The 23,844-nt window shown below is 62.6% G+C and carries 32 protein-coding genes; 29 read left to right on the plus strand and 3 right to left on the minus strand.

Annotated features, from left to right (window positions below):
* Window positions 1-36: 36 nt before the first annotated feature.
* Genes BMY84_RS01145 through BMY84_RS01160 form a run of 4 tightly spaced genes read left to right on the plus strand, consistent with a single transcriptional unit; the run spans window position 37 to window position 4,037 of the window.
* Window positions 37-1,155, plus strand: coding sequence for a Ppx/GppA phosphatase family protein (locus BMY84_RS01145; protein ID WP_093079607.1), 1,119 nt, complete (start codon window positions 37-39; stop codon window positions 1,153-1,155).
* The gene (locus BMY84_RS01150; protein ID WP_093079610.1) at window positions 1,152-1,838 is read left to right on the plus strand and encodes an RlmE family RNA methyltransferase; all 687 of its coding nucleotides are present in this window, start codon (window positions 1,152-1,154) and stop codon (window positions 1,836-1,838) included. The genes BMY84_RS01145 and BMY84_RS01150 overlap by 4 nt, the downstream gene beginning before the upstream one ends.
* 18 nt (window positions 1,839-1,856) lie before the next feature.
* Window positions 1,857-3,365 carry a YifB family Mg chelatase-like AAA ATPase gene (locus BMY84_RS01155; RefSeq protein WP_093079612.1) on the plus strand — a complete coding sequence of 503 codons (1,509 nt, stop codon included), beginning with the start codon at window positions 1,857-1,859 and terminating at the stop codon, window positions 3,363-3,365.
* A 36-nt stretch (window positions 3,366-3,401) separates the two neighbouring features.
* A complete protein-coding gene (locus BMY84_RS01160; protein WP_093079615.1) occupies window positions 3,402-4,037 on the plus strand; it encodes a hypothetical protein in 636 nt (211 codons plus the stop codon).
* 407 nt (window positions 4,038-4,444) lie between these two features.
* Here BMY84_RS01160 and BMY84_RS01165 read toward each other — a convergent pair whose 3' ends face one another.
* The 3 genes from BMY84_RS01165 to BMY84_RS01175 form a co-directional block, all read right to left on the minus strand.
* A complete protein-coding gene (locus BMY84_RS01165) occupies window positions 4,445-4,828 on the minus strand; it encodes a bactofilin family protein (protein ID WP_177203860.1) in 384 nt (127 codons plus the stop codon).
* Entirely contained in the window at window positions 4,809-5,990 is a 1,182-nt protein-coding gene (locus tag BMY84_RS01170; RefSeq protein WP_093079620.1) for a M23 family metallopeptidase, read from the minus strand. Before BMY84_RS01170 ends, BMY84_RS01165 begins: the two co-directional genes overlap by 20 nt.
* A 172-nt stretch (window positions 5,991-6,162) precedes the next feature.
* Window positions 6,163-8,445: a putative bifunctional diguanylate cyclase/phosphodiesterase gene (locus BMY84_RS01175; protein WP_093079622.1), complete on the minus strand. Its 2,283-nt coding sequence runs from the start codon at window positions 8,443-8,445 to the stop codon at window positions 6,163-6,165.
* Between the two features lie 331 nt (window positions 8,446-8,776).
* On the opposite strand from BMY84_RS01175, the gene rpsL reads away from it, so the two are divergent.
* The 25 genes from rpsL (at window position 8,777) to rplO (ending at window position 23,800) form a co-directional block, all read left to right on the plus strand.
* Window positions 8,777-9,148, plus strand: a complete 372-nt coding sequence (gene rpsL, locus BMY84_RS01180) for a 30S ribosomal protein S12 (RefSeq protein ID WP_004208728.1) — start codon at window positions 8,777-8,779, stop codon at window positions 9,146-9,148.
* 15 nt (window positions 9,149-9,163) lie between these two features.
* Complete coding sequence (gene rpsG, locus BMY84_RS01185; protein ID WP_093020440.1) at window positions 9,164-9,634, plus strand: 30S ribosomal protein S7; 471 nt, start codon at window positions 9,164-9,166, stop codon at window positions 9,632-9,634.
* Window positions 9,635-9,797: 163 nt separating this feature from the next.
* On the plus strand, window positions 9,798-11,891 hold the full coding sequence (gene fusA, locus BMY84_RS01190) for an elongation factor G (protein ID WP_093079625.1): 2,094 nt from the start codon (window positions 9,798-9,800) through the stop codon (window positions 11,889-11,891).
* Window positions 11,892-12,028: 137 nt separating this feature from the next.
* On the plus strand, window positions 12,029-13,219 hold the full coding sequence (gene tuf, locus BMY84_RS01195; RefSeq protein ID WP_093020435.1) for an elongation factor Tu: 1,191 nt from the start codon (window positions 12,029-12,031) through the stop codon (window positions 13,217-13,219).
* Between the two features lie 206 nt (window positions 13,220-13,425).
* On the plus strand, window positions 13,426-13,734 hold the full coding sequence (rpsJ, locus tag BMY84_RS01200) for a 30S ribosomal protein S10 (RefSeq protein WP_007686587.1): 309 nt from the start codon (window positions 13,426-13,428) through the stop codon (window positions 13,732-13,734).
* Window positions 13,735-14,017: 283 nt separating this feature from the next.
* Window positions 14,018-14,767, plus strand: a complete 750-nt coding sequence (rplC, locus tag BMY84_RS01205) for a 50S ribosomal protein L3 (RefSeq protein ID WP_093079627.1) — start codon at window positions 14,018-14,020, stop codon at window positions 14,765-14,767.
* A gap of 3 nt (window positions 14,768-14,770) precedes the next feature.
* The gene (gene rplD, locus BMY84_RS01210) at window positions 14,771-15,394 is read left to right on the plus strand and encodes a 50S ribosomal protein L4 (protein ID WP_093020431.1); all 624 of its coding nucleotides are present in this window, start codon (window positions 14,771-14,773) and stop codon (window positions 15,392-15,394) included.
* Window positions 15,387-15,704, plus strand: a complete 318-nt coding sequence (locus BMY84_RS01215) for a 50S ribosomal protein L23 (RefSeq protein ID WP_093020429.1) — start codon at window positions 15,387-15,389, stop codon at window positions 15,702-15,704. The genes rplD and BMY84_RS01215 overlap by 8 nt, the downstream gene beginning before the upstream one ends.
* Before the next feature lies 1 nt (window position 15,705).
* On the plus strand, window positions 15,706-16,542 hold the full coding sequence (rplB, locus tag BMY84_RS01220; protein ID WP_093079630.1) for a 50S ribosomal protein L2: 837 nt from the start codon (window positions 15,706-15,708) through the stop codon (window positions 16,540-16,542).
* 5 nt (window positions 16,543-16,547) lie between these two features.
* Window positions 16,548-16,826: a 30S ribosomal protein S19 gene (gene rpsS / locus BMY84_RS01225; RefSeq protein ID WP_093020425.1), complete on the plus strand. Its 279-nt coding sequence runs from the start codon at window positions 16,548-16,550 to the stop codon at window positions 16,824-16,826.
* Entirely contained in the window at window positions 16,826-17,212 is a 387-nt protein-coding gene (gene rplV, locus BMY84_RS01230) for a 50S ribosomal protein L22 (RefSeq protein WP_004208717.1), read from the plus strand. The genes rpsS and rplV overlap by 1 nt, the downstream gene beginning before the upstream one ends.
* Before the next feature lie 4 nt (window positions 17,213-17,216).
* Window positions 17,217-17,912, plus strand: a complete 696-nt coding sequence (rpsC, locus tag BMY84_RS01235; protein WP_066700950.1) for a 30S ribosomal protein S3 — start codon at window positions 17,217-17,219, stop codon at window positions 17,910-17,912.
* Window positions 17,913-17,933: 21 nt separating this feature from the next.
* Window positions 17,934-18,365 carry a 50S ribosomal protein L16 gene (rplP, locus tag BMY84_RS01240; RefSeq protein WP_093020421.1) on the plus strand — a complete coding sequence of 144 codons (432 nt, stop codon included), beginning with the start codon at window positions 17,934-17,936 and terminating at the stop codon, window positions 18,363-18,365.
* A gap of 3 nt (window positions 18,366-18,368) precedes the next feature.
* Complete coding sequence (gene rpmC, locus BMY84_RS01245; protein ID WP_056691689.1) at window positions 18,369-18,572, plus strand: 50S ribosomal protein L29; 204 nt, start codon at window positions 18,369-18,371, stop codon at window positions 18,570-18,572.
* A gap of 12 nt (window positions 18,573-18,584) precedes the next feature.
* Complete coding sequence (gene rpsQ, locus BMY84_RS01250; RefSeq protein WP_093079633.1) at window positions 18,585-18,848, plus strand: 30S ribosomal protein S17; 264 nt, start codon at window positions 18,585-18,587, stop codon at window positions 18,846-18,848.
* Window positions 18,849-19,012: 164 nt separating this feature from the next.
* The gene (gene rplN / locus BMY84_RS01255) at window positions 19,013-19,381 is read left to right on the plus strand and encodes a 50S ribosomal protein L14 (RefSeq protein WP_093020417.1); all 369 of its coding nucleotides are present in this window, start codon (window positions 19,013-19,015) and stop codon (window positions 19,379-19,381) included.
* Entirely contained in the window at window positions 19,381-19,692 is a 312-nt protein-coding gene (gene rplX / locus BMY84_RS01260) for a 50S ribosomal protein L24 (protein ID WP_093020415.1), read from the plus strand. The genes rplN and rplX overlap by 1 nt, the downstream gene beginning before the upstream one ends.
* On the plus strand, window positions 19,692-20,264 hold the full coding sequence (gene rplE / locus BMY84_RS01265) for a 50S ribosomal protein L5 (RefSeq protein ID WP_093079635.1): 573 nt from the start codon (window positions 19,692-19,694) through the stop codon (window positions 20,262-20,264). Before rplX ends, rplE begins: the two co-directional genes overlap by 1 nt.
* Window positions 20,265-20,333: 69 nt before the next feature.
* Entirely contained in the window at window positions 20,334-20,639 is a 306-nt protein-coding gene (gene rpsN, locus BMY84_RS01270; RefSeq protein ID WP_093079638.1) for a 30S ribosomal protein S14, read from the plus strand.
* A gap of 12 nt (window positions 20,640-20,651) precedes the next feature.
* The gene (gene rpsH, locus BMY84_RS01275) at window positions 20,652-21,047 is read left to right on the plus strand and encodes a 30S ribosomal protein S8 (protein ID WP_093020411.1); all 396 of its coding nucleotides are present in this window, start codon (window positions 20,652-20,654) and stop codon (window positions 21,045-21,047) included.
* Window positions 21,047-21,580: a 50S ribosomal protein L6 gene (gene rplF / locus BMY84_RS01280; protein ID WP_093079641.1), complete on the plus strand. Its 534-nt coding sequence runs from the start codon at window positions 21,047-21,049 to the stop codon at window positions 21,578-21,580. The genes rpsH and rplF overlap by 1 nt, the downstream gene beginning before the upstream one ends.
* Before the next feature lies 1 nt (window position 21,581).
* A complete protein-coding gene (rplR, locus tag BMY84_RS01285; RefSeq protein ID WP_093079643.1) occupies window positions 21,582-21,947 on the plus strand; it encodes a 50S ribosomal protein L18 in 366 nt (121 codons plus the stop codon).
* A gap of 2 nt (window positions 21,948-21,949) precedes the next feature.
* Window positions 21,950-22,672, plus strand: a complete 723-nt coding sequence (gene rpsE, locus BMY84_RS01290; protein WP_093079646.1) for a 30S ribosomal protein S5 — start codon at window positions 21,950-21,952, stop codon at window positions 22,670-22,672.
* A gap of 5 nt (window positions 22,673-22,677) precedes the next feature.
* Window positions 22,678-22,857 (plus strand): 50S ribosomal protein L30, encoded by a 180-nt coding sequence (gene rpmD, locus BMY84_RS01295; RefSeq protein ID WP_093020403.1) that lies wholly within the window; start codon window positions 22,678-22,680, stop codon window positions 22,855-22,857.
* 409 nt (window positions 22,858-23,266) lie between these two features.
* Complete coding sequence (rplO, locus tag BMY84_RS01300; RefSeq protein WP_093079648.1) at window positions 23,267-23,800, plus strand: 50S ribosomal protein L15; 534 nt, start codon at window positions 23,267-23,269, stop codon at window positions 23,798-23,800.
* The last annotated feature ends 44 nt before the right edge of the window (window positions 23,801-23,844 follow it).

Below are 23,844 nucleotides of genomic sequence, written 5' to 3' on the forward strand. Positions count from 1 at the left end.
ATTTGGGGCTGGCGATAAGCAGAAGTGAGTTACGGCATGGTGCAGCAGAGCCGCCCATCGCCGCAGAGTTCCGGCCCGACCGGCCGTTATGCGGGCAAGCGCGCCCGTTCCGGTTCGGGCGATGGGAGCCAGGCTGCGGCCATTCCTCCGCCCTCCACACAGCGGGGCTTCGCCCCTTATGGCGGGCGCGATCGCCGATCCTATGCCGCGATCGACCTTGGCACCAATAATTGCCGGCTGCTGATCGCCAAGCCGTCCGCCGATGGCTTCATCGTCGTCGATGCCTTTTCGCGGATCGTGCGGCTGGGCGAGGGGCTGGCCGCGACCGGGCGGATCAGCGACGCTGCGATCGACCGGGCCATCGCCGCCCTGTCCGTCTGCGCCGACAAGCTGCGCCGTCGCCATGTCACGCTGGCGCGATCGGTCGCGACCGAAGCCTGTCGCCGCGCGTCCAACGGCGAGGAATTCATCCGCCGGGTCTATAAGGAAACCGGCATCGCCCTCGACATCATCAGCGCGCAGGAAGAGGCGCGGCTGGCGGTGCTGGGGTGCCATGCGCTGCTGGAGCCGGGCGATGGCCCGGCGCTGATCTTCGACATCGGTGGCGGATCGACCGAGCTGGTGCTGGTCGACGCGCATGGCGACGGCACGCCGCACATTGTCGATTGGGTGAGCGCGCCCTGGGGCGTGGTGTCGCTGACGGAGAGCGAGGCCTTCGACCATGGTGATGCGATCGAGCGGGCCGCCGCCTATGGCCGGATGCGCGCGCGCGTGTCCGAAGCTTTCTCGCCACTCGCCCGCCGTTTGCCCAAGGATGCGCAGGATATTCGCCTGCTCGGCACGTCCGGCACGGTGACGACGCTCGCCAGCCTGCATCTGGGCCTGCCACGCTATGATCGGCAGGCGATCGACGGGCTGATCGTGCCCTGCGAATCGATGCGCGCCATTTCCGACCGATTGTCCGGCATGGCGCTGGCGGAACGGCAGAAGCTGCCCTGCATCGGCACGGAGCGGGCCGATCTGGTTGTGGCGGGTTGCGCTATTTTGGAATCGATCCTCGACATCTGGCCTGCGGAGCGACTGGGTGTCGCCGACCGCGGCATCCGGGAGGGGATATTGCGCGGGCTGATGGACCGCGGCGGGAGAGTGATGTGAGAGGCTCTGGTGTTGGCAAGGTGCGGGTCAAAACCGCCAAGGGGCGCACGGCGCAGTCGGTGCGCTGGCTGGAGCGCCATCTGAACGACCCCTATGTCCGCAAGGCAAAGGCAGAGGGCTGGCGCAGCCGCGCTGCCTTCAAGCTCATTGAACTGGACGAGAAATTCCATTTCGTGAAGGGATCGAAGGCGGTCGTCGACCTGGGCGTCGCACCGGGCGGCTGGGCGCAGGTGGTGCGCAAGATGGCGCCCAAGGCGGCCGTGGTCGGCATCGACCTGCTGCCGGTCGATCCGATTCAGGGCGTCACCCTGTTCGAAATGGATTTCATGGACGACAAGGCGCCGGGCCTGTTGCGCGACGCGCTGGGGCAGGAACCGGACCTCATCATTTCCGACATGGCGGCCAATACGGTCGGCCATGCCGCGACCGACCATCTGCGTACCATGGGGCTGGTCGAAGCAGCGGCCTGGTTTGCGGTGGAAAATCTGCGCAAGGGCGGCACCTTCGTCGCCAAGGTGTTCGCGGGCGGCACGGACGGCGAATTGCTGGTGCTGCTGAAGAAGAATTTCACGACGATCAAGCACGCCAAGCCACCGGCCAGCCGCAAGGGCAGCGTCGAATGGTATGTCGTGGCTCAGGGGTTCAAGGGGCGGCCGGACGAAGGAAGCGATCCGACCGAATAGGATAGATTTGGGGGGCATTTGGTCGCAACGGTTTCGACGGTCGCCTATCTGGGGCTGGAGGCGCGCGCCGTGGAGGTGCAGTGCCAGCTGGTCCCCGGCCTCCCCAATTTCATCATGGTCGGCCTGCCCGACAAGGCCGTGGCGGAAAGCCGCGAGCGGGTGCGCAATGCCATCGCCGCGATCGGCCTGTCGTTGCCGCCCAAGCGGATCACGGTGAACCTGTCCCCGGCCGACCTGCCCAAGGAAGGATCGCATTTCGATTTGCCCGTAGCCATTGCCCTGCTGGGGGCGATGGGCGTGATCGATGCCGAAACGCTGGCGGGCTATGTCGTGGTCGGCGAACTGGGGCTGGACGGGCGGACCGCGCCGTCGCCCGGCGTGCTGCTGGCGGCGCTCCATGCGGGTAGCCAGGACAAGGGGCTGGTCTGCCCGGCGGCGCAGGGCGCGGAAGCGGCCTGGGCGGGCGAGGTGGAAGTGGTCGCGGCGCCGGACCTGCTCAGCCTGCTCAACCATTTCAAGGGCACTGCCGCCCTCTCGCCACCGCAGCCGGGCATAGTCGATGCGCCGGTGCGCGGCGCGGACCTCAAACAGGTGAAGGGGCAGGAAGTCGCCAAGCGCGCGCTGGAGATTGCGGCGGCGGGCGGACATAATCTGCTGATGGTCGGGCCGCCGGGCGCGGGCAAATCGCTGATGGCCAGCTGCCTGCCCGGCATCCTGCCCGACATGACCCCGTCCGAAGCGCTGGAAAGCTCTATGGTGGCCAGTGTCGCCGGCACGCTGGAAGGCGGCCGGATCAGCCGGGCGCGCCCCTTCCGCAACCCGCATCACAGCGCGTCGATGGCGGCGCTGGTCGGCGGGGGCCTGAAGGCGCGGCCGGGGGAGGTCAGCATGGCCCATCTGGGCGTGCTGTTCCTGGACGAACTGCCGGAATTTCAGCGGACCGTGCTCGATTCGCTGCGCCAGCCGCTGGAGACGGGCGAGGTGACGGTGGCGCGCGCCAATGCGCATGTGACCTTCCCGGCCAGAGTGCAACTGATCGCGGCAATGAACCCGTGCCGCTGCGGCCATCTGAGCGATCCGGCGCTCGCCTGTTCGCGCGCGCCCCGTTGCGCCGCGGATTATCAGGCGAAGGTGTCGGGGCCGCTGCTCGATCGCATCGACCTGCATGTCGAGGTGCAGGCGGTGACGGCCGCCGATCTGGTCCTGCCCCCGCCTGCCGAAGGATCGGCCGAGGTCGCGGCACGGGTCGCGGCGGCGCGGGCAGTGCAGACCGCGCGCTACAATGGCAGCGGCATACGCACCAATGCGGAGGTGGATGGCGAGCGGCTGGAGGATGTCGCCGGGCCGGACGAGGCGGGTCGGCAATTGCTGGCCCAGGCCGCCGCCGCGATGAAATTGTCAGCACGCGGCTATACCCGCGTGCTGCGCGTGGCCCGCACCATCGCCGATCTGGCTGGCGCCGAGCGTGTCGGCCGGGTGCATGTAGCGGAAGCGCTGAGCTACAGGCGAAGAGCGCCGGTGAATTGAACAGGTAGGCCGTCAGACAGCTATGTCAGGGATTAGATGATGGAGGCAGCCATGATTGGGCATTCAGTTTCACTCGCCAGCCTATATGATTTTTGTAGGGCTGATCCCGAGTGCTCAGCGTTTTTGGGCAAGAGCCCGCTTGGTCGAGCATATGGCAAGTTGGCCGCCGAAATTGCCCGAGCATTCCCTATCGAGAAGGGCTTTTACTTATGGGGCTTCTTTGATGAAAAGCAGCAGTGGCGGTCTGTCTATGTCGGTAAAGCCCATCTTGGCAAAACTAATTCTATCCGTGCGCGGATTGAGAAAGAGCTGAAGAACGAAAGATCGTTTGTCTGGCTCGGTTTGCGTCCAGACGGATATGCGTATTTTGTAGATCGCTGGCTTTCGGCCTACCAAGAATGGGATGGCAGCTCAAAATCGGAACAGCACGTCAAGAAAGCGCTATTGAAGTCTCGCACGACACACATTGTAGCCGTGTCTACCCCCGGTCTTTCTGATGAGCATGTCAGAGGTGTTGAGGCGCATTTGATCGCTCAATTCAAGCCCACCGCTAATGGGCAGCGGCCTCCTGTCGTACCTGAACTGGAAGTCGAAGCTACGAAGGTCATGAAAATCAAATATGATGAAATTTCTAGGCTTTCCGGGAGCGAGCCGTATTTAGTTGGAGCATAGCAGAAGCTTGGCATGCGCCCTCAAGGCACCGGTCGAACGCTGATCAGCGTGTAGATGCCGATGGCGATGCCGCTGCCGGTGAAGCCGATCAGGAAACGGCGAATGTCGGGCCAGAAGTCGGGACGTTCCATGGCGCACCTCTTCCCCTTGGGATGATGGCGCGGGGATTAGGAGCGCGGCGGCCGCCTTTCCAGTGACAAATATGGTTAGGGCGAGGACATCACCATCGTCCGTTCGTGCTGAGTAGGGGCTGAGCTTGTCGAAGACCCGTATCGAAGTACATGTCCTTCGATACGCCATTTCGACTTCGCTCAATGCCTGTCCTGAGCGTCCAAAGCAGTCACGTGCCTGCTTTGGACCTTGGCAGGCAGTCGAAGGGGCTACTCAGGGCGAACGGAAGTTTTGGTTCAACCCACGCTATCGCTGGTGATCAGCTTGAGTTCGGCCGCCGGGGTGGCACCATCCTTGTGGGTGAAGCGGCCGTCGATCCGGCTGCCCGGCTCGATCGTGATGGTGGCATAGGTGACGTCGCCGGTGATCCGGGCGCTGCTTTCCACCACCAGTTCGTCGGCGCTGATCGATCCGTCGACCAGTCCCGCCAGACGGGCGCTCTGCGCGGTGACATGGCCGGTGATCCGGCTGTCCGGTCCCTGCACCAGCGACGCGCAGCTAATGTCGCCCTCGATCGCGCCGTCGATATGCAGGTCGACCGATGCGGCGACATTCCCGGTGATGGTGACGTCGCCGCCGATCAGCGAGAAGGGAATGGACTTACCCCCGGTTGCGGACATCGGCGAAACGGGCCGTGGCGACTTGCTGGACTTGGAGAACATCTTTGCGGGCCTCCAGGAAGGGGCGGGGGTTGACGGCCTGGCCGTTCAGCCGGACCTCGAAATGCAGATGCGTGCCGGTCGATCGGCCGGTCGAGCCCATGCGGCCGATCGTGTCGCCGCGCGCGACCTTCTGCCCTACGCGGGCGGCAAAGCCGGACAGATGGGCATAGCGGGTCATGATGCCATTGCCATGCTCCACCTCGACGACATTGCCATAGCCCTGCCGCTGGCCGACATAGCTGACCTTGCCATTGGCGGCGGCGTTGATCGACTGGCCGTAGCGGCCGGGGAAATCGAGCCCGGCATGGAAGGCGGCATGGCCGTTGAAGGGATCGCGGCGATATCCGTAGCTGCTGGTCAGCATCGGCGCGGCGGTCGGCTGGCCGGACGGGATCGCCAGAAGGCTGCGTTCCAGAAATTCCATCCGCGACATCGCGTCGGCCAGATGTTCCAACTCGTCGGTCATCGCGCCCTTTTCGCCCTTCCAGGGCACGAAGGGGCCACCCTGTGCGCGGGCAGCGTTGCGGGCGAGGGCGTCGGGATTGAGGCCGAAGCTGCGGATCGCGCTGGCGGCCTTGTCGGCGCGGCGTTCGATCGCATGGGTCAGAAGCAAAGCGAAGCGGCGCTGGCGCTGTTCCAGCCGGACCAGCGGCGCCGCTTCCGGCGCGCTGCTGATCTTGGTGGACAGGCTGTCCTTCTTGCCGTCCTTCTCCGGCCCGACCAGATCGGCGCCGGCGGCATTGCCGTCCTCGGAACCGAAATGCGTCTTGTAGAGATCGTCCATGAAGTCCTGCCGGGCTTCCAGATCCTGGGCGAGATCCTCGACGGACTTGCGATAATTGGCGACCTTGCTCGCGGCGCTGGCGACGGAGCGGCCCTGCTGGTCGAGGGCGGCCTGTTGCTGGGCGACGGCGGCGCTGCCGGCCATCATCGAGACGGTGATACCGGCCCAGCCGATAAGTGCTGCGGACAGCAGCCCAGCCGCGCCGATCTGAAGACGGCGGGAGATGCGGATGAATTTCACCTGCCCACCAGAACGCAGGAAAATCTCCCGCTCAGGGCACAGGGCGTTCAGCCGGTCCCGGAGGCCGGCTACCCCCTTTTTCTTCTGATGCGACAATGCGACCCCGCGACTCTTCTTTTGCGAGTCGGGCCGCTACCAAAGCTACACCGCGCGCGCGAATCCGTGTGGACGGACTCGTGACGAGTCGAAGGGTGAATGCGGTGAAATGAGCCTCGGGCGAATTGGTTCCGTCCGGATGACAATATTTTTCACTTTGTGGCGGACCTGCTTAGCGCCGGGCCAGCATGGCGTCGCGCAGCAAATCTTCCACCGCCGCGCGCGGCATGGCGGCGCCGAAATGGAAACCCTGACCATAATGGCATCCGCCCGCGCGCAGATAATCGAGTTGCTGCTGATTTTCCACGCCTTCCGCCACGGTGCGGATGCCCAGGCTGTAGGCGAGATTCAGCACCGTGCGCACGATCGCGGCATCGTCCGGATCGCTTTCCAGATCGCGCACGAAGCGCTGGTCGATCTTGATGATGTCGATCGGAAACTGCTTGAGATGCGACAGCGAGGCATAGCCGGTGCCGAAATCGTCCAGAGCGATGGCGATGCCCGCGTCGCTGAGTTGCTGGAGCGACCGACCCACCCGGTCGGCGTTGCGGCCCAGAAACACCGATTCGGTGACTTCCAGTTCGATCGCCGACGACGGCAGGCCTGCCCGCTCCAGACTATGGAGCAGCCGATCGCCAAAAGCGTCGTCGTCCAGATCGGCGCCCGATATATTGACGGCGACATGGCCGAAGGGCAGGCCCACCGCGCGCCAGCGGACGCAATCGGTGACGATACCGTCGATCATCTGCGCGGTGATGGCCGGGCCGAGTTCGGGATGTTCGAAGGCGGCGGCAATATCGCCGGGCATGATTATCGCGCCGCTGGCGGTCGGGCAGCGGAACAGCGCTTCGAACCCGATCAGTTCGCCGGTGTCGAGCGCGATCTTGGGCTGATACCAGGGGCTGGGCCGTTCCTGCGCCAGCAGATGGCGCGCCCGGTCCAGCATCGCGGCCTCCCGCTCCCAGTCTTCGAGCAGGCCGGGGCAGAAGAGGGTGGCCCGCCCGCGCCCGTTATTCTTGGCGTGGTATAGCGCAATGTCTGCATGTTTGATCAGCGCCGCGCCATCATCGCCATGGTCGGGGAACAGGGCGACCCCGATGCTGGCCCGGCTCTCGATCGGCCGACCGCGATAGTTCAAAGGCGCATGCAGATGCTCGGCGATGCGGGCGAGGATCGAGTGCAGCGCGTCCGTATCGGGCAGGTCGGTCAGCAGCACGGCAAATTCGTCGCCGCCCATACGCGCGACAAGATCGCCGGGCCGCAGCGCATGGTGCAGCCGTTCGGCAACGGCGCAGAGCAGGGCGTCCCCAGCGTCATGACCCGCCGTGTCATTGACCCGCTTGAATTCGTCCAGATCGACCAGCAGTATGGCTGACTGGGCAACGCCGCCCGTCTTATTCGCGGTTGCCTGCGCGACGGCAGCCATAAAATGGGCGCGATTGGCAAGGCCGGTCAGTGCGTCCGACATGGCCAGCCGCTCCAGCCTCTGTTCGGCTTCCTTGCGTTCGGTGATGTCCACGACGCTGGTCACGAAACAGGGCTGTCCGTCGATGACGATCGGCCGGGACGACAGCAATGTGTCGCGAATCTCGCCATCGCCCCGGCGCAGGCGACATTCGAAATTGTCGATCGCCTCGCCCCGCTGAAGCAGGTCGAACAGCCTGTCACGCGTGGCCGGGTCGACATAGCTGTGATTGACGTTGGTCAGCGTCACGTCGCGCCCCATGGCATAGCCTTCGGCCGCGGCGCGGTTCTGGCGCAGGACATTGCCGTCGCGGCAGGTGACGAGCAGGGGCAGGGGCACCGCCATGAACATCCGTTCCAGCGTGTCCCGGCTGTCGGCCAGCGCTGCCTGCGCCTCGCGCGCCATGCGGCCTGCGGTCCATTCCTGCCGCTGAAGCCGATTGCGCCGCGCGATCGCCAGCCACATGCCGCAATGCAGGATCAGCATGGCGAGGACCATACCCAGCATGGTGGAGGAAGCCGGCGCCGGGGCCAGATAGCCGATCAGCAGAACGGCGCCACAGCCCAGCCCGCCGCCGACATTGCCGCGAAAACTGGTCGGCACGACGAGGTAGAAGACCAGCGGCAGCATCACCAGCACGAAGATGGCGATGTCGCTGCGCGAACTGACGAGCAGGGCGACGCCGATCGCGGTGACGACCTGCCAGGCGAAGCAGATGCGTTCGACCGCACGGAAGCTGGTCATCCGGCCACACAGCGACAGGCAATAAAGCGACCAGAGCACGACCACGACCCGCGCGGGCACGGCGACCCAGAAATGGGGCGTGCCGGCAAAGCGCCAGTCGCTGATCAGGAACAGGCCGTTGAGCAGCGCGGACAGCAGGAAGAGCAGGCGGGCATTGCGTCGGGACTCGGGCAGGCGCTCCGCCTGAAAGGCCGATTCTCGCGACGCTCTGAAGAATTCGCCGGTAAATGTGGATAATGTCGTCACGTCTTGCCCATTCTGTGCGAGGCAAAAGGATAGGTTGGCGTGGTTACCAATTACCTAACCCTTTGAAATCCGGATGCTGCCCGGATGGTCGGGGGCTTTGCTTGACCCTTTGCCCTCACATCGCTATAGGCCCGCCCTGCCCAGAGGTCTGCCGTGCGAAGACTCGTCTCCTCGCGATATATGGCTGGGCGCCAACAGAGCTGAACATTACCGGGTGCTCTCGTGGCTCCAGGGGGTTTTTGCCCCCGGGGCCTTTGCTGTTTGGAGGTTATGCCTTCAGGCGGCAGGACACTGGAATGCCGGTAAAGTAACTGAAAAGGTGAAGGGCTTCATGCCAACAATCAACCAGCTGGTCCGCAAGGGCCGCGAACTGCAGAAGACCAAGTCCAAGGTCCCTGCGATGGATGCGAACCCGCAGAAGCGCGGCGTTTGCACCCGCGTCTACACGACGACCCCGAAGAAGCCGAACTCGGCTCTCCGTAAGGTGGCGAAGGTGCGTCTGGTCAACCAGCGCGAAGTCATCACCTACATTCCGGGTGAAGGCCACAACCTCCAGGAACACAGCGTCGTGCTGATCCGTGGCGGCCGTGTGCGAGATCTTCCGGGCGTGCGTTACCACGTTCTTCGCGGCGTTCTGGATACCCAGGGCGTCAAGGATCGCAAGCAGAGCCGTTCGAAGTACGGCGCGAAGCGTCCGAAGTAAGGGGAGAACAGGAATATGTCACGTCGTCGTCGCCCCGAAAAGCGCGTTATCCTGCCGGATCCCAAGTTCGGTGATATCGTGCTGTCGAAGTTCATGAACAGCATCATGCAGGACGGTAAGAAGGCCGTTGCCGAATCGATCGTCTATGGCGCTCTCGACACTGTCGAGACCCGCGCCAAGAAGGACCCGATCGGTCTGTTCCATGACGCCCTCAACAATGTGAAGCCCGGAATCGAAGTTCGCAGCCGCCGTGTCGGTGGTGCGACCTATCAGGTCCCTGTCGAAGTTCGTCCCGAACGTTCGCAGGCTCTGGCGATCCGCTGGCTGATCACCGCCGCGCGCAACCGCAGCGAAACCACCATGGCAGCCCGTCTGTCGGGTGAGTTGCTGGATGCCGCCAACAACCGCGGCAATGCCGTGAAGAAGCGCGAAGACACGCACCGCATGGCGGAAGCGAACCGCGCCTTCTCGCATTACCGCTGGTAAAAAGAGGCAGGCGGGCGCCGCAAGACGCCTGTTGTGTCATCTGGTTTCCAAAATCGGTCCGTTCGTCATGGGTGGCTACCCATGGCGAACGGATTGGTTTAGGGGCCACGCGCAGATTTAACGAATCCCCTCACCGCCGGTGCGCCGGCAACGGAGAAGCATCATGGCCCGCAGCCATCCGCTCGAACATTATCGTAACTTCGGTATCATGGCGCACATTGACGCCGGCAAGACCACCACGACCGAGCGTATCCTTTATTACACCGGCAAGTCCTACAAGATCGGCGAAGTCCATGACGGCGCCGCGACCATGGACTGGATGGAGCAGGAGCAGGAACGTGGTATCACCATCACGTCGGCTGCGACGACTTGCGTGTGGAAGGCGGCTGAGGGCAAGGGCCCCGAGCATCGCCTGAACATCATCGACACCCCCGGCCACGTCGACTTCACCATCGAAGTCGAACGTTCGCTGCGCGTGCTCGACGGTGCGGTTGCCGCGTTCGACGGCGTTGCCGGCGTTGAGCCGCAGTCGGAAACCGTGTGGCGCCAGGCGGACAAGTACAAGGTTCCGCGGATGTGCTTCATCAACAAGCTCGACCGCACCGGCGCCAACTTCTATTATTGCGTGCAGACGATCATCGACCGTCTGGGCGCCGTCCCTGCCGTCCTCTATCTGCCCATCGGCGCGGAAGCGGACTTCAAGGGTCTGGTCGATCTGGTCGAAAACCGTGCGATCATCTGGAAGGATGAAAGCCTGGGCGCCGAATTCTCCTATGAAGAGATTCCGGCCGACCTGGCTGACAAGGCTGCCGAATATCGCGAAAAGCTGATCGAACTCGCCGTCGAACAGGACGACGAGGCGATGGAAGCCTATCTGGAAGGCAATGAGCCCGACACCGCGACCCTCAAGAAGCTGATCCGCAAGGGTACGCTGGGTCAGGCCTTCGTGCCGGTGCTGTGTGGTTCGGCCTTCAAGAACAAGGGCGTTCAGCCGCTGCTCGACGCGGTTGTCGACTATCTGCCTTCGCCGCTGGACATCGAAGACGTGCAGGGTATCAACCCCGACACTGACGAGCCTGACAGCCGTGCGACTGCGGACGACGCGCCCTTCTCGGGCCTGGCGTTCAAGATCATGAACGATCCCTTCGTCGGTTCGCTCACCTTCCTGCGCGTCTATTCGGGTACCCTGACCAAGGGCACGTACCTGAACTCGGTCAAGGACAAGAAGGAAAAGATCGGTCGTATGCTGCTGATGCATGCGAACAGCCGTGAAGATATCGATGCGGCCTATGCCGGCGACATCGTTGCGCTGGCTGGCATGAAGGAAACCACCACCGGTGATACGCTGTGCGCCGAGCGCAAGCCGATCATTCTGGAGCGGATGGAATTCCCCGAGCCGGTCATCGAACTGTCGGTGGAACCCAAGACCAAGGCCGACCAGGAAAAGATGGGCGTCGCGCTCAACCGCCTGGCTGCCGAAGATCCGTCCTTCCGCGTTTCGACCGATCACGAATCGGGCCAGACCATCATCAAGGGCATGGGCGAACTTCACCTCGAAATCCTGGTCGACCGCATGAAGCGCGAGTTCAAGGTCGAGGCGAATGTCGGTGCGCCGCAGGTGGCCTATCGCGAATATCTCAAGAAGGCCGTCGACGTCGACTACACCCACAAGAAGCAGTCGGGCGGCACCGGCCAGTTCGGACGCATCAAGGTGAAGCTGACGCCGGGCGAACGCGGCGCCGGCATCATCTTCAAGGATGAAATCAAGGGCGGTAATATTCCCAAAGAATATATCCCCGCCATTGAAAAGGGTATGCGCGAAACGGCGGCCACCGGCTCGCTGATCGGCTTCCCGATCATCGATTTCGAAATCAACCTCTATGACGGCGCCTATCATGACGTCGACTCGTCGGCGCTGGCTTTCGAAATCACCGGTCGCGCAGCGATGCGTGAAGCGGCGCAGAAGGCGGGCATCACCCTGCTGGAGCCGGTCATGAAGGTCGAAGTCGTCACCCCGGAAGAATATCTGGGCGACGTCATCGGCGACATGAACAGCCGTCGCGGTCAGATCCAGGGCACCGACACCCGCGGCAACGCGCAGATCGTCGAGGCCATGGTGCCGCTGGCCAACATGTTCGGTTATGTGAACTCGCTGCGTTCCTTCACCCAGGGCCGCGCGAACTACTCGATGACCTTCTCGCATTATGACGAAGTGCCGCAGAATGTGGCGGATGAAGTCAAGGCGAAGATGGCCTGATGACTTTCCCGCGCCGAGCCGTGCAAACGGCTCGGTTAGGGGCTGGTAATCTGTAAATTTGCTGCTATGGACGCGCCTTCGCGAGGCGCGGCCGAGCGGTCAGACCCAAGCTGATTTTGATTAGAAGGTAGGATAAAATGGCTAAGGCTAAGTTTGAGCGGAACAAGCCGCACTGCAACATCGGCACCATCGGTCACGTCGACCATGGCAAGACCTCGCTGACCGCAGCGATCACCAAGGTTCTGGCCGAAACCGGCGGCGCGACCTTCACCTCGTACGATAACATCGACAAGGCTCCCGAAGAGCGCGAGCGCGGCATCACCATTTCGACCGCTCACGTCGAATATGAAACCGAAGCCCGTCACTATGCGCACGTCGACTGCCCGGGTCACGCTGACTATGTGAAGAACATGATCACCGGTGCTGCCCAGATGGACGGCGCGATCCTCGTCGTTTCGGCTACCGACGGCCCGATGCCCCAGACCCGTGAGCACATCCTGCTCGCCCGTCAGGTCGGCGTGCCGCAGCTCGTCGTGTTCATGAACAAGGTCGACCTGGTCGACGACGCCGAAATCCTCGAGCTGGTCGAGCTGGAAATCCGTGAACTGCTCAGCAGCTACGATTTCGACGGCGACAACATCCCCGTCATTCCCGGTTCGGCCGTTGCCGCTCTCCAGGACAAGACCCCGGAAATCGGCCACGACGCCGTTCTGAAGCTGATGGCCGCTGTCGATAGCTGGATCCCGCAGCCCGAGCGTCCGATCGACAAGCCCTTCCTGATGCCGATCGAAGACGTGTTCTCGATCTCGGGTCGTGGTACGGTTGTGACCGGCCGCGTCGAAACCGGCATCATCAAGGTTGGTGAAGAAGTCGAAATCGTCGGCCTGAAGAACACCGCCAAGACCACCGTCACCGGCGTGGAAATGTTCCGCAAGCTGCTCGACGAAGGTCGTGCAGGCGACAACATCGGCGCCCTGGTGCGTGGCACGAAGCGTGAAGAAGTTGAGCGTGGTCAGGTTCTGGCGAAGCCCGGCACCATCACCCCGCACACCGAATTCGACGCGGAAGTGTACGTCCTGTCGAAGGAAGAAGGCGGCCGTCACACCCCGTTCTTCGCGAACTATCGTCCGCAGTTCTACTTCCGTACCACGGACGTCACCGGCGAAGTCATCCTGCCGGAAGGCACCGAGATGGTTATGCCTGGCGACAACGTGAAGCTCGGCGTGAAGCTGATCGCTCCGATCGCCATGGACGCTGGTCTGCGCTTCGCAATCCGTGAAGGCGGTCGTACCGTCGGCGCAGGGGTTGTCGGCACGATCTCGAAGTAATATAGGACCGCAGCGGCGCGAATCGCCTGATTCGCGCCGCTGAAGTTTTTAACCGCCCCGGATCGCCTTTCTCCGGCTCGAATGAGCTAGAAGGGCAGTTTGCGGGGCGGATATTTTTTGTGGCGCATTTTCACAAGTCATTGGCTGCTCCGGCTGATTTCTGAAAATGCTCCGGTTTTTGGCTCTTTCGCATCGGTACAGGAACTATGGACAGCAACATCCGCATTCGCCTCAAGGCGTTCGATCATCGCGTGCTCGATCAGGCGACCGGCGACATCGCCGACACCGCCCGCCGCACTGGCGCCCTCATTCGCGGTCCGATTCCTCTTCCGACGCGCATCGAAAAGTTCACGGTCAACCGTGGTCCGCACATCGACAAAAAGTCGCGCGAGCAGTTCGAGGTCCGCACTTACAAGCGTATGCTTGACATTGTGCAGCCGACGCCGCAGACGGTCGACGCGCTGATGAAGCTGGACCTGGCTGCCGGCGTGAACGTCGAGATCAAGCTGGCCTAAGCCGGCAAGTCCCTGCTCTCCGAAAGGTGGGCAGGGTATCGGGCATTCTGGCTCCCTACCTGGGAGCGGAAGCTCAAACGACACAAGGGATACCGCACGGCCTCCCCGGTAAACCGGGCAGGCGCGTGGTCCTGGTCCCCCGTCGCCTTTCCCGAGAGGGATCGGCATCTAACCCGGACGGGGTGATCTGTAATTTGGGTTGGGCCGCGAAGCAGAGATGCTGAGCGGTTTTTTCGTTGGATACGCCCGCTGCTAAGGCGGGCCTCTATGGGAGTAATCAGTGATGCGCACAGGCGTGATCGCTAAGAAAGTCGGGATGACCCGTCTGTTCCAAGAGGACGGACGTCATATTCCTGTTACGGTTCTTGCCCTTGAGGGCAATCAGGTCGTGGCTCGCAAGGAAGTTGATCGTGACGGCTACGTCGCGGTTCAGCTCGGTGCGGGCGTCGCGAAGGTCAAGAATGTCGCCAAGCCGCAGCGCGGTCACTTCGCCAAGGCGGAAGTGGAGCCGAAGGCGCGTCTGGTCGAATTCCGTGTCGCCGAGGACGCGCTCCTCGATGTCGGCGTTGAAATCGCGGCCGATCACTTCATCGCCGGTCAGCTGGTCGATGTCGCCGGTCACACCCAGGGTAAGGGCTTTGCCGGCGCCATGAAGCGTTGGGGCTTCGGCGGTATGCGCGCCACCCACGGTGTGTCGATCAGCCATCGTGCCCATGGTTCGACGGGTAACCGCCAGGATCCGGGTCGCGTCTTCAAGAACAAGAAGATGGCCGGCCATATGGGTGACCGTGAGCGGACCCAGCAGAACCTCGAAATCGTCCGCACGGACGTCGAGCGTGGCCTGCTGTTCGTCAAGGGTTCGGTTCCGGGCGCCAAGGGCACCTGGCTGACCGTCAGCGACGCCGTCAAGGTGAAGCGTCCTGCCGACGTGCCGTATCCCGCCAGCCTCAAGGCTGCCGCTAACAGCAACACCGCTGCGGAAACGCCTGCTGAAGCAGCCGCTCCCGAAGCGACCGAAGGCCAGGAGGGCTAAACCATGAAGGTCAATGTACAGACCCTCGACGCGCAGGCCGCCGGCGAACTGGAGCTGAATGACGACGTGTTCGGTCTTGAACCGCGCGCCGACATTCTGCACCGCGTCGTCACCTGGCAGCTCGAGAAGCGTCGCGGTACCGCCCGCGGCACCCGTGAGCGTAGCGATGTCGCTCGCACCGGCAAGAAGTTCGGTCGCCAGAAGGGCGGCGGTACCGCCCGTCACGGCGATCGCCGCGCGCCGGTGTTCATCGGTGGTGGTAAGGCCCACGGTGCCCGCGTTCGTGACTTCAACCCCTCGCTGAACAAGAAGGTTCGCGCGCTGGGTCTGAAGATGGCGCTGTCGTCGAAGGTCAAGGCGGGAACGCTGACGATCATCGACAGCCTGGATGTTGCCGAAGGCAAGACCAAGGCTCTGGTTGCCAACCTGGCCAAGCTGAACTTGACCAAGGTGCTGTTCATCGACGGCGACGCCGTGAACATCAGCTTCGCAAAGGCTTCGGCGAACATCATCGGTGTGGACCTGCTCCCTGCCGTTGGCGCCAATGTCTATGACATCCTGAAGGCCGACTCGCTGGTGCTCACCCGCGCCGCGGTCGAAAAGCTGGAGGCCCGTTTCAATGGCTAAGAAAGAAGCCGCGGCCGTCGCCAACCGTCATTATGACGTCGTTGTCGCCCCGCACATCACCGAGAAGTCGACCCTTCTCTCCGAGAACAACGCCGTGGTCTTCAAGGTCGCTGGCGATGCCACGAAGCCGGAGATCAAGGCCGCTGTCGAGGCGATCTGGGGCGTCGAAGTCAAGAGCGTCAACACGCTGGTGACCAAGGGCAAGACGAAGCGCTGGAAGGGCAAGCCCTACACGCGTTCGGACGTGAAGAAGGCGATCGTCCGCCTGGCCGAAGGCCAGTCGATCGATATCACCGAGGGAGTCCGTTAAGATGGCTCTTAAGCATTATAACCCGACCAGCCCGGCCCGTCGTGGCCTGATCCTGGTCGACAAGTCCAGCCTGCACAAGGGTAAGCCCGTCAAGGCGCTGACCGAAGGCAAGCACAAGACTGGTGGCCGTAACAACAAGGGTCATGTGACCTCGCGCGGCATCGGTGGCGGTCATAAGCAGCGCTATCGTATCATCGACTTCAAGCGTCGCTTGTGGGATGTCGAAGGTACGGTCGAGCGTCTGGAATATGACCCCAACCGCACCGCCTTCATTGCGCTGGTCAACTATCCCGACGGCACGCAGAACTATGTTCTGGCGCCGCAGCGTCTGGCTCCCGGTGACAAGATCATCGCGGGCAAGAAGACCGACGTGAAGCCGGGCAACGCGATGGAACTGGGTCAGATGCCGGTCGGCACGATCATCCACAACATCGAAATGAAGCCGGGCAAGGGCGGTCAGCTCTGCCGTTCGGCGGGCACCTATGCTCAGCTGGTCGGTCGTGATCGCGGCATGGTGATGGTGCGTCTGTCTTCGGGCGAACAGCGCTATATCCGTTCGGACTGCATGGGCACCATCGGCGCCGTCAGCAACCCGGACAATGGCAACACCAACCTTGCCAAGGCAGGCCGCAACCGTTGGAACGGCATTCGCCCTCTGACCCGCGGTGTTGCCAAGAACCCGGTCGATCACCCGCATGGCGGTGGTGAAGGCCGGACCTCGGGCGGCCGTCATCCGGTTACGCCTTGGGGCAAGCCGACCAAGGGTGCACGCACCCGCCACAACAAGGCGACGGACAAGTTCATCATCCGTAGCCGCCACGCGAAGAAGAAGAGGTAAGCGAGATGGCTCGTTCCGTCTGGAAAGGTCCTTTCGTGGACCTCAGCCTTCTGAAGAAGGCGGAAACGGCGCAGGACGCCAATGGCCGTACCGGTCCGATCAAGACCTGGTCGCGCCGTTCGACGATCCTGCCGCAGTTCGTTGGCCTGACGTTCAACGTCTATAATGGCCGCAAGCATGTTCCGGTTGTCGTGAACGAGGAAATGGTGGGTCACAAGCTGGGCGAATTCGCCCCGACCCGCTACTTCCCTGGTCACGCTGCCGACAAGAAGGGCAAGCGCTAATGAGCAAGGAAAAGGCTCCCCGTCGCGTCGCCGACAATGAGGCGCTGGCCGTTGGCACGCAGATCCGTGGTTCGGCCCAGAAGCTGAACCTGGTCGCCACGCTCATCCGCGGCCGCAAGGTCGAGGACGCGCTGAACATCCTCGCCTTCTCGAAGAAGGCGATGGCCGTCGACGTGCGCAAGGTGCTGGCTTCGGCCATCGCCAATGCGGAAAACAACCACAATCTGGACGTCGACGCTCTGGTCGTCGCGGAAGCATCGGTGGGCAAGAGCTTCACCCTGAAGCGCTTCCACGCTCGCGGCCGCGGCAAGTCGACCCGGATCCTGAAGCCCTTCAGCCGCGTACGCATTGTCGTGCGTGAAGCTGGCGAAGAGGCGGAGGCGTAAGCACATGGGTCACAAGAGCAATCCGATCGGTCTGCGTCTGCAGATCAACCGCACCTGGGACAGCCGCTGGTTTGCGGAAGGCCAGGATTATGGTCGTCTGCTGCTGGAAGATCTCAAGATCCGCCAGTTCATCATGAAGACCCTGCCGCAGGCCGCGATCTCCAAGGTCGTGATCGAGCGTCCGGCCAAGCTGTGCCGCGTGTCGATTTACGCTGCCCGTCCCGGTGTCATCATCGGCAAGAAGGGTGCGGACATTGAAAAGCTGCGCAAGAAGCTGGGCAGCCTGACGTCTTCGGACGTGTCGCTGAACATCGTCGAAATCCGCAAGCCGGAAATCGATTCGAAGCTCGTCGCACAGGGCATCGCCGATCAGCTGGAACGCCGCGTTGCTTTCCGTCGCGCCATGAAGCGTGCGGTGCAGTCGGCTCTCCGTCTGGGCGCCGAAGGCATCAAGATCACCTGCGGCGGCCGTCTGGGCGGCGCAGAGATCGCGCGCGTCGAATGGTATCGCGAAGGCCGCGTTCCGCTGCACACGCTGCGTGCGAACGTCGACTATGCCGAAGCCACGGCGCACACCGCCTATGGCGTTTGCGGCATCAAGGTCTGGATCTTCAAGGGCGAGATTCTCGGCCATGATCCGTTCGCCACCGACCGGCTGATGCTGGAGGCTCAGACCTCCGGCGTGCGCCCGGCGCGCTGAGAATAAGAAGGTAATAGCGTCATGCTGCAACCGAAGAAAATGAAGTTCCGCAAGGCCTTCAAGGGCCGGATCAAGGGCGACGCCAAGGGCGGTTCGGCTTTGAATTTCGGCGCCTACGGCCTCAAGGCCATGGAACCCGAGCGCGTCACCGCACGTCAGATCGAAGCGGCTCGCCGCGCGATCCAGCGTCACCTTCGCCGTCAGGGTCGTCTGTGGATCCGCGTATTCCCCGACGTGCCGGTTTCCAAGAAGCCTGCCGAAGTCCGTCAGGGTAAGGGTAAGGGTTCGGTCGAATATTGGGCTGCTCGCGTCAAGCCGGGCCGCATCCTGTTCGAACTGGACGGCGTGCCCGGTCCGCTCGCAGCAGAGGCCTTCTCGCGCGCCGCGATGAAGCTGCCCATCAAGACGAAGGTCGTTGCCCGCCTCGGCGACACCTCGCACCTGGAGGGTTAAGCTGTGGCCAACGTTGCAGACCTCAAGACCAAGACGGACGACGAACTGTCGACCGAACTCAACAACCTGAAGCGTGAGCAGTTCAATCTGCGCTTCCAGGCGGCTACCAACCAGCTGGAAAAGCCCAGCCGCGTGAAGGAAGTCCGTCGGTCGATCGCTCAGATCAAGACCCTGCAGACGGAGCGTAACAGCTCCGCTGCCAAGTAAAGGAACCACACGATGCCCAAGCGCGTGCTGACGGGAACTGTGGTTTCCGACAAGACCGACAAGACGGTGGTCGTTCGCGTGGAGCGCAAGGTAAAGCATGCGCTCTACGGCAAGATCATCCGTATGTCGAAGAAGTACCATGCCCATGACGAGGGCAACGTCTACAAGGAAGGCGAAACGGTCCGTATCGAAGAGACCGCTCCGATTTCCAAGCTCAAGACCTGGAAGGTCATCGAGCGCGTAGACACCCACAAGTCGCCGGAGACGGCCGCTTAAGGGTAGCTCGTTCGGGCCTTTGAAGAAAAACGCTGCGCGGGGCTGGCCTTTTCCTTTCGGAAAGGGTACAGGCCCGCGCTTCGCGTAGAGTCAAAGGCTCTAGGCACGAAATTCGGAACCGCCGGGAATTGCCCCGGTAGGCCAAATAAGAAGGAACCGGATCTATGATCCAGATGCAATCCAATCTTGACGTCGCTGACAACAGCGGCGCCAAGCGCGTCCAGTGCATCAAGGTGCTGGGCGGCTCGAAGCGTCGCTTCGCTGGCGTGGGCGACATCATCGTCGTCTCGATCAAGGAAGCTGCGCCTCGTGGTAAGGTGAAGAAGGGTGACGTGCATCGTGCCGTCATCGTGCGCACCGCCAAGGACGTGCGTCGCGCTGATGGCAGCGTGATTCGCTTCGACGGCAATGCCGCTGTGCTGATCAACAAGAACGAGGAGCCGATCGGCACCCGTATCTTTGGCCCCGTGGTTCGTGAACTGCGCGCCAAGAAGCACATGAAGATCATCTCGCTCGCTCCCGAGGTGCTGTAATGAGCGCTGCAAAGATCAAGAAGGGCGACAAGATCGTCGTCCTGGCCGGCAAGGACAAGGGCCGTACCGGCGCCGTCCTCCAGGTCATGCCGAAGGAGGACAAGGTCCTCGTCGAAGGCATCAACGTGCATGCGCGTCATCGCAAGCCCGATCAGGCCAACCCGCAGGGTGGCATCGATCGCAAGCCTGCGCCGCTGCACATTTCGAACGTTGCTGTCGCCGACAAGGATGGCAAGCCGACCCGCGTCCGTTTCGAGGATCGCGACGGCAAGAAGGTCCGTGTCGCCGTCAAGTCCGGTGAGGTGCTGTAATGAGCGACAAGTATATCCCGCGCTCTAAGGCTGTCTACGACGCCGAAATCGTCAAGGCGATGACCGAGAAGTTCGGTTACACGAACGTCATGCAGATCCCCAAGATCGAAAAGATCGTGCTCAACATGGGCGTGGGCGAAGCGACGCAGGACAAGAAGAAGGTCACGCAGGCCGCCGAGGAAATGGAGCTGATCGCCGGTCAGAAGCCGGTCATCACCAAGGCTCGCAAGTCGATCGCGCAGTTCAAGCTGCGTGAAGGCATGCCGATCGGTGCCAAGGTCACGCTGCGCCGCGAGCGCATGTATGAATTCCTGGACCGCCTGATCAACATCGCTCTGCCGCGCGTTCGCGACTTTCGTGGTCTGAACCCCAAGAGCTTCGATGGTCGTGGCAACTACGCCTTTGGCATCAAGGAACAGCTGATTTTCCCGGAAATCAGCTATGACAAGATCGACAAGGTGCGTGGCATGGACATCATCGTGACCACCACGGCGAAGACGGACGATGAAGCGCGCGAACTGCTGCGCCTCTTCGGCTTCCCCTTCCCGATCGAAGAGAAGCAGGCGGCCTGAAGCCCTTTTTAGGGAATTCTGGCCCCGCTTCTCTCCCAACCGCTTAAGCTAAGGAAGAGAACTTAAGTCATGGCGAAACTGAGTTCGATCAACAAGAACGAGCGCCGCAAGAAGCTGGTGAAGAAATATGCCGGCCGTTATGCGAAGCTCAAGGCGATCGCGAATGATACCGCGGCTGAAGATGGCGATCGTCTGATCGCGCGTCTGAAGATGGCGGAGATCCCCCGCAACGGCAACCCGACCCGCGTTCGGAACCGCTGCGAACTGACGGGGCGTCCCCGCGCTTATTACCGCAAATTCCGCCTCTGCCGCGTGCAGCTGCGTGATCTGGCCAACAAGGGCCTGATCCCCGGCGTCACCAAGTCGAGCTGGTAAGGATCATTTGAGATGGCATTGACCGATCCCCTGGGTGATATGCTCACCCGCATCCGCAACGGGCAGCAGGCGAAGAAGGACAGCGTTATGTCCCCCGCTTCCAAGCTGCGCGCCCGCGTGCTCGACGTGCTCCAGCGTGAAGGCTACATCCGTGGCTATTCCGAAGAGCTGCTTGGCCAGCATCCTGGCCTGCGCATCGAGCTGAAATATTTCGAAGGCGCACCGGCGATCAAGCATGTCGCCCGCGTTTCGAAGCCTGGCCGCCGCGTCTATTCGGGTTCCAAGGAACTGCCGGTAGTGCGCAATGGCCTGGGCATCACCATTGTCTCGACGCCCCGTGGCGTTCTGTCCGACGCCGAAGCGCGTGAACAGAATGTTGGTGGCGAAGTGCTGGCGGAGGTGTTCTGATGAGCCGTACTGGCAAAAAGCCGGTCACCGTGCCTTCGGGCGTGACCGCGTCCATCGCTGACGGTCAGCTGTCGGTGAAGGGGCCCAAGGGCACCCTCGCCATGCCGCTGGCCAACGAAGTCACCTACAGCATCGAAGATGGTGTGATTGCGGTGAAGCCTGCCAATGACAGCAAGCGCGCTCGCGCTTTCTGGGGCATGCAGCGCACGCTGGTCGCCAACCTGATCACCGGTGTGACCGAAGGTTACAGCAAGAAGCTGCTGATCACCGGCGTCGGTTATCGTGCGGATTCGAAGGGCAAGGTTCTGAACCTGAAGCTCGGCTATTCGCATGACGTCGATTTCGAGATCCCGGAAGGTATCGAGATCAAGACCCCGGATAACACCACGGTCGAGATCATTGGTATCGACAAGCAGAAGGTCGGTCAGGTCGCTGCTGAGATCCGCCGCTGGCGCAAGCCCGAACCCTATAAGGGCAAGGGTATCAAGTACGCTGGCGAATTCATCTTCCGCAAGGAAGGGAAGAAGAAGTAAGATGGCAAAGCTTTCCCTCTTCGCGCGGCGTCGTCGCCGCGTTCGCACCGCGCTCAAGGCTGTTTCGGGCACTCGCCCGCGCCTCAGCATCCATCGTTCGGGCCGTCACATCTACGCCCAGGTCATTGATGACGCCGCCGGCAAGACCGTCGCTGCTGCATCGACCCTGGACAAGGAAATCGGTTCGAAGGCTCTGGGCAAGACCGGCGCTTCCTCCGAAGCCGCTGCCGATGTCGGCAAGCGCGTCGCCGCTGCGGCGACCGCCGCTGGCGTCACCAAGGTCGTGTTCGACCGCGGTGGCTTCCTGTTCCATGGCCGCGTCAAGGCGCTGGCCGATGCGGCCCGTGAAGCCGGGCTGGAGTTCTGATCATGGCTGACGAAAACACCAACGAAGTCGTCGCACCCGTCGAGGGCGCCGAAGCGACTGCACCGACCGAAGGTCGTGGTCCCGGCCGTGGCCGTGGCAACCGTGGCGGTGGCGATCGCAACCGTGGCGATCGTGGCGGCCGTGGCCGTCGCGATGACCGCCGTGGCGGCAACCGCGACGAGGAGCAGGGCGAAGAACTGATCGAGAAGCTGGTTCACATCAACCGCGTCTCGAAGACCGTCAAGGGCGGTAAGCGCTTCGGTTTCGCAGCTCTCGTCGTCGTGGGCGATGGCAAGGGCCGTGCAGGCTTCGGCCATGGCAAGGCGCGCGAAGTGCCTGAAGCCATCAGCAAGGCGACTGCCGCTGCCAAGAAGGCAATGGTTCGCGTTCCGCTGAAGGAAGGCCGCACCCTGCATCATGACGGTCTCGGCCACTTCGGCGCCGGCAAGGTGACTGTCCGTTCGGCCCCGGCCGGTACGGGTATCATCGCCGGTGGTCCGATGCGCGCCGTGTTCGAAAGCCTCGGCGTCGCTGACGTCGTGACCAAGTCGAACGGCACGTCGAACCCCTACAACATGATCCGTGCGACCTTCGCGGCTCTGGTCGAACAGACCAGCCCGAAGTCGGTGGCCCAGCGTCGTGGCAAGAAGGTCGCTGACCTTCTGCGTCGCGGTGGTGCCTCCGCCGACGTCGCGCAGGCTGATGCCGAAGCGATTGCGGAGTAACTGATATGGCGAAGATCAAGATCAAGCAGATCGGTTCGCCGATCCGCCGCCCCGAAGCCCAGAAGAAGATTCTGATCGGCCTGGGCCTTGGCAAGATGAACCGCGTGGTGGAACTGGAAGACACGGCGGAAGTCCGCGGTGCGATCCAGAAGCTGCCCCACATGGTGGCTGTGGTCGAAGGCTAAGCCTTCCGATCACCGGAAAATAGAAAGGGCCGATTCGCGCAGGCGAATCGGCCCTTTCTGCGTTTGGGGCCCCGGCGCCATTTTCCTATGTCCGGCCGCCATGCCATTCTGGCGCCGCTGATGCCCTGTCTTCGGGGCTGGACGGCGTGACAGGGAAGCTAAGGCGGGGAGGGCAGGGCCGATCATGGGCAAAGCCATGGTATGGAAAGATAATTTCCAACATTGGACAGGAAATGTCGTAATGCGCGGGACATATGCGAAGTTAAGCCCGCGCTTTCCAACAGGGCCTGTCGCGCTACGCCCGGTCAGCCGCCGCATTCCGGCGCATTAGGGGGTGACAATGGGGCCGCATCCCGCTATGGGCGCCGCTTCCATTTCAGCGCGAACCAAGCGAAAGCGAGTGCAAATTATGAAGCTCAACGAAATCAATGACAATGCCGGCGCCCGCAAGGGCCGGATGCGTGTCGGCCGTGGTATCGGCTCGGGCAAGGGCAAGACCGCCGGTCGCGGCCAGAAGGGTGCGAAGGCGCGTTCGGGCGTCAGCATCAACGGCTTCGAGGGTGGCCAGATGCCGCTCCACATGCGCATTCCGAAGCGCGGCTTCAACAACATCTTCGCCAAGGATTACGCGATCGTAAACCTGGGCGCCGTGCAGAAGGCGATCGACGAAGGCAAGCTGGACGCCAGCGCCACCATCGATCAGGCTGCCCTGAACGCTGCCAGCCTGACCCGCGGTGGCAAGGACGGCGTGCGCCTGCTGGCCAAGGGTGAACTGACCGCCAAGGTCAGCTTCCTGGTTGCCGGTGCCTCGCAGAGCGCCATCGACGCCGTCGAAAAGACCGGCGGCAAGGTCGAAGTGATCGTCGTCGTTCCGGCCGCCGAAAAGGCGAAGGCCAAGAAGGGCACCACCCTGGCTGCCAAGAAGGCCGCCAAGCAGGGCTGATTTTTCGCCTGAGACTTGCATGCATGACCCCGCTGCCCGATATG

The sequence above is a fragment of the Sphingobium sp. AP50 genome (assembly GCF_900109095.1).
Taxonomy (GTDB): domain Bacteria; phylum Pseudomonadota; class Alphaproteobacteria; order Sphingomonadales; family Sphingomonadaceae; genus Sphingobium.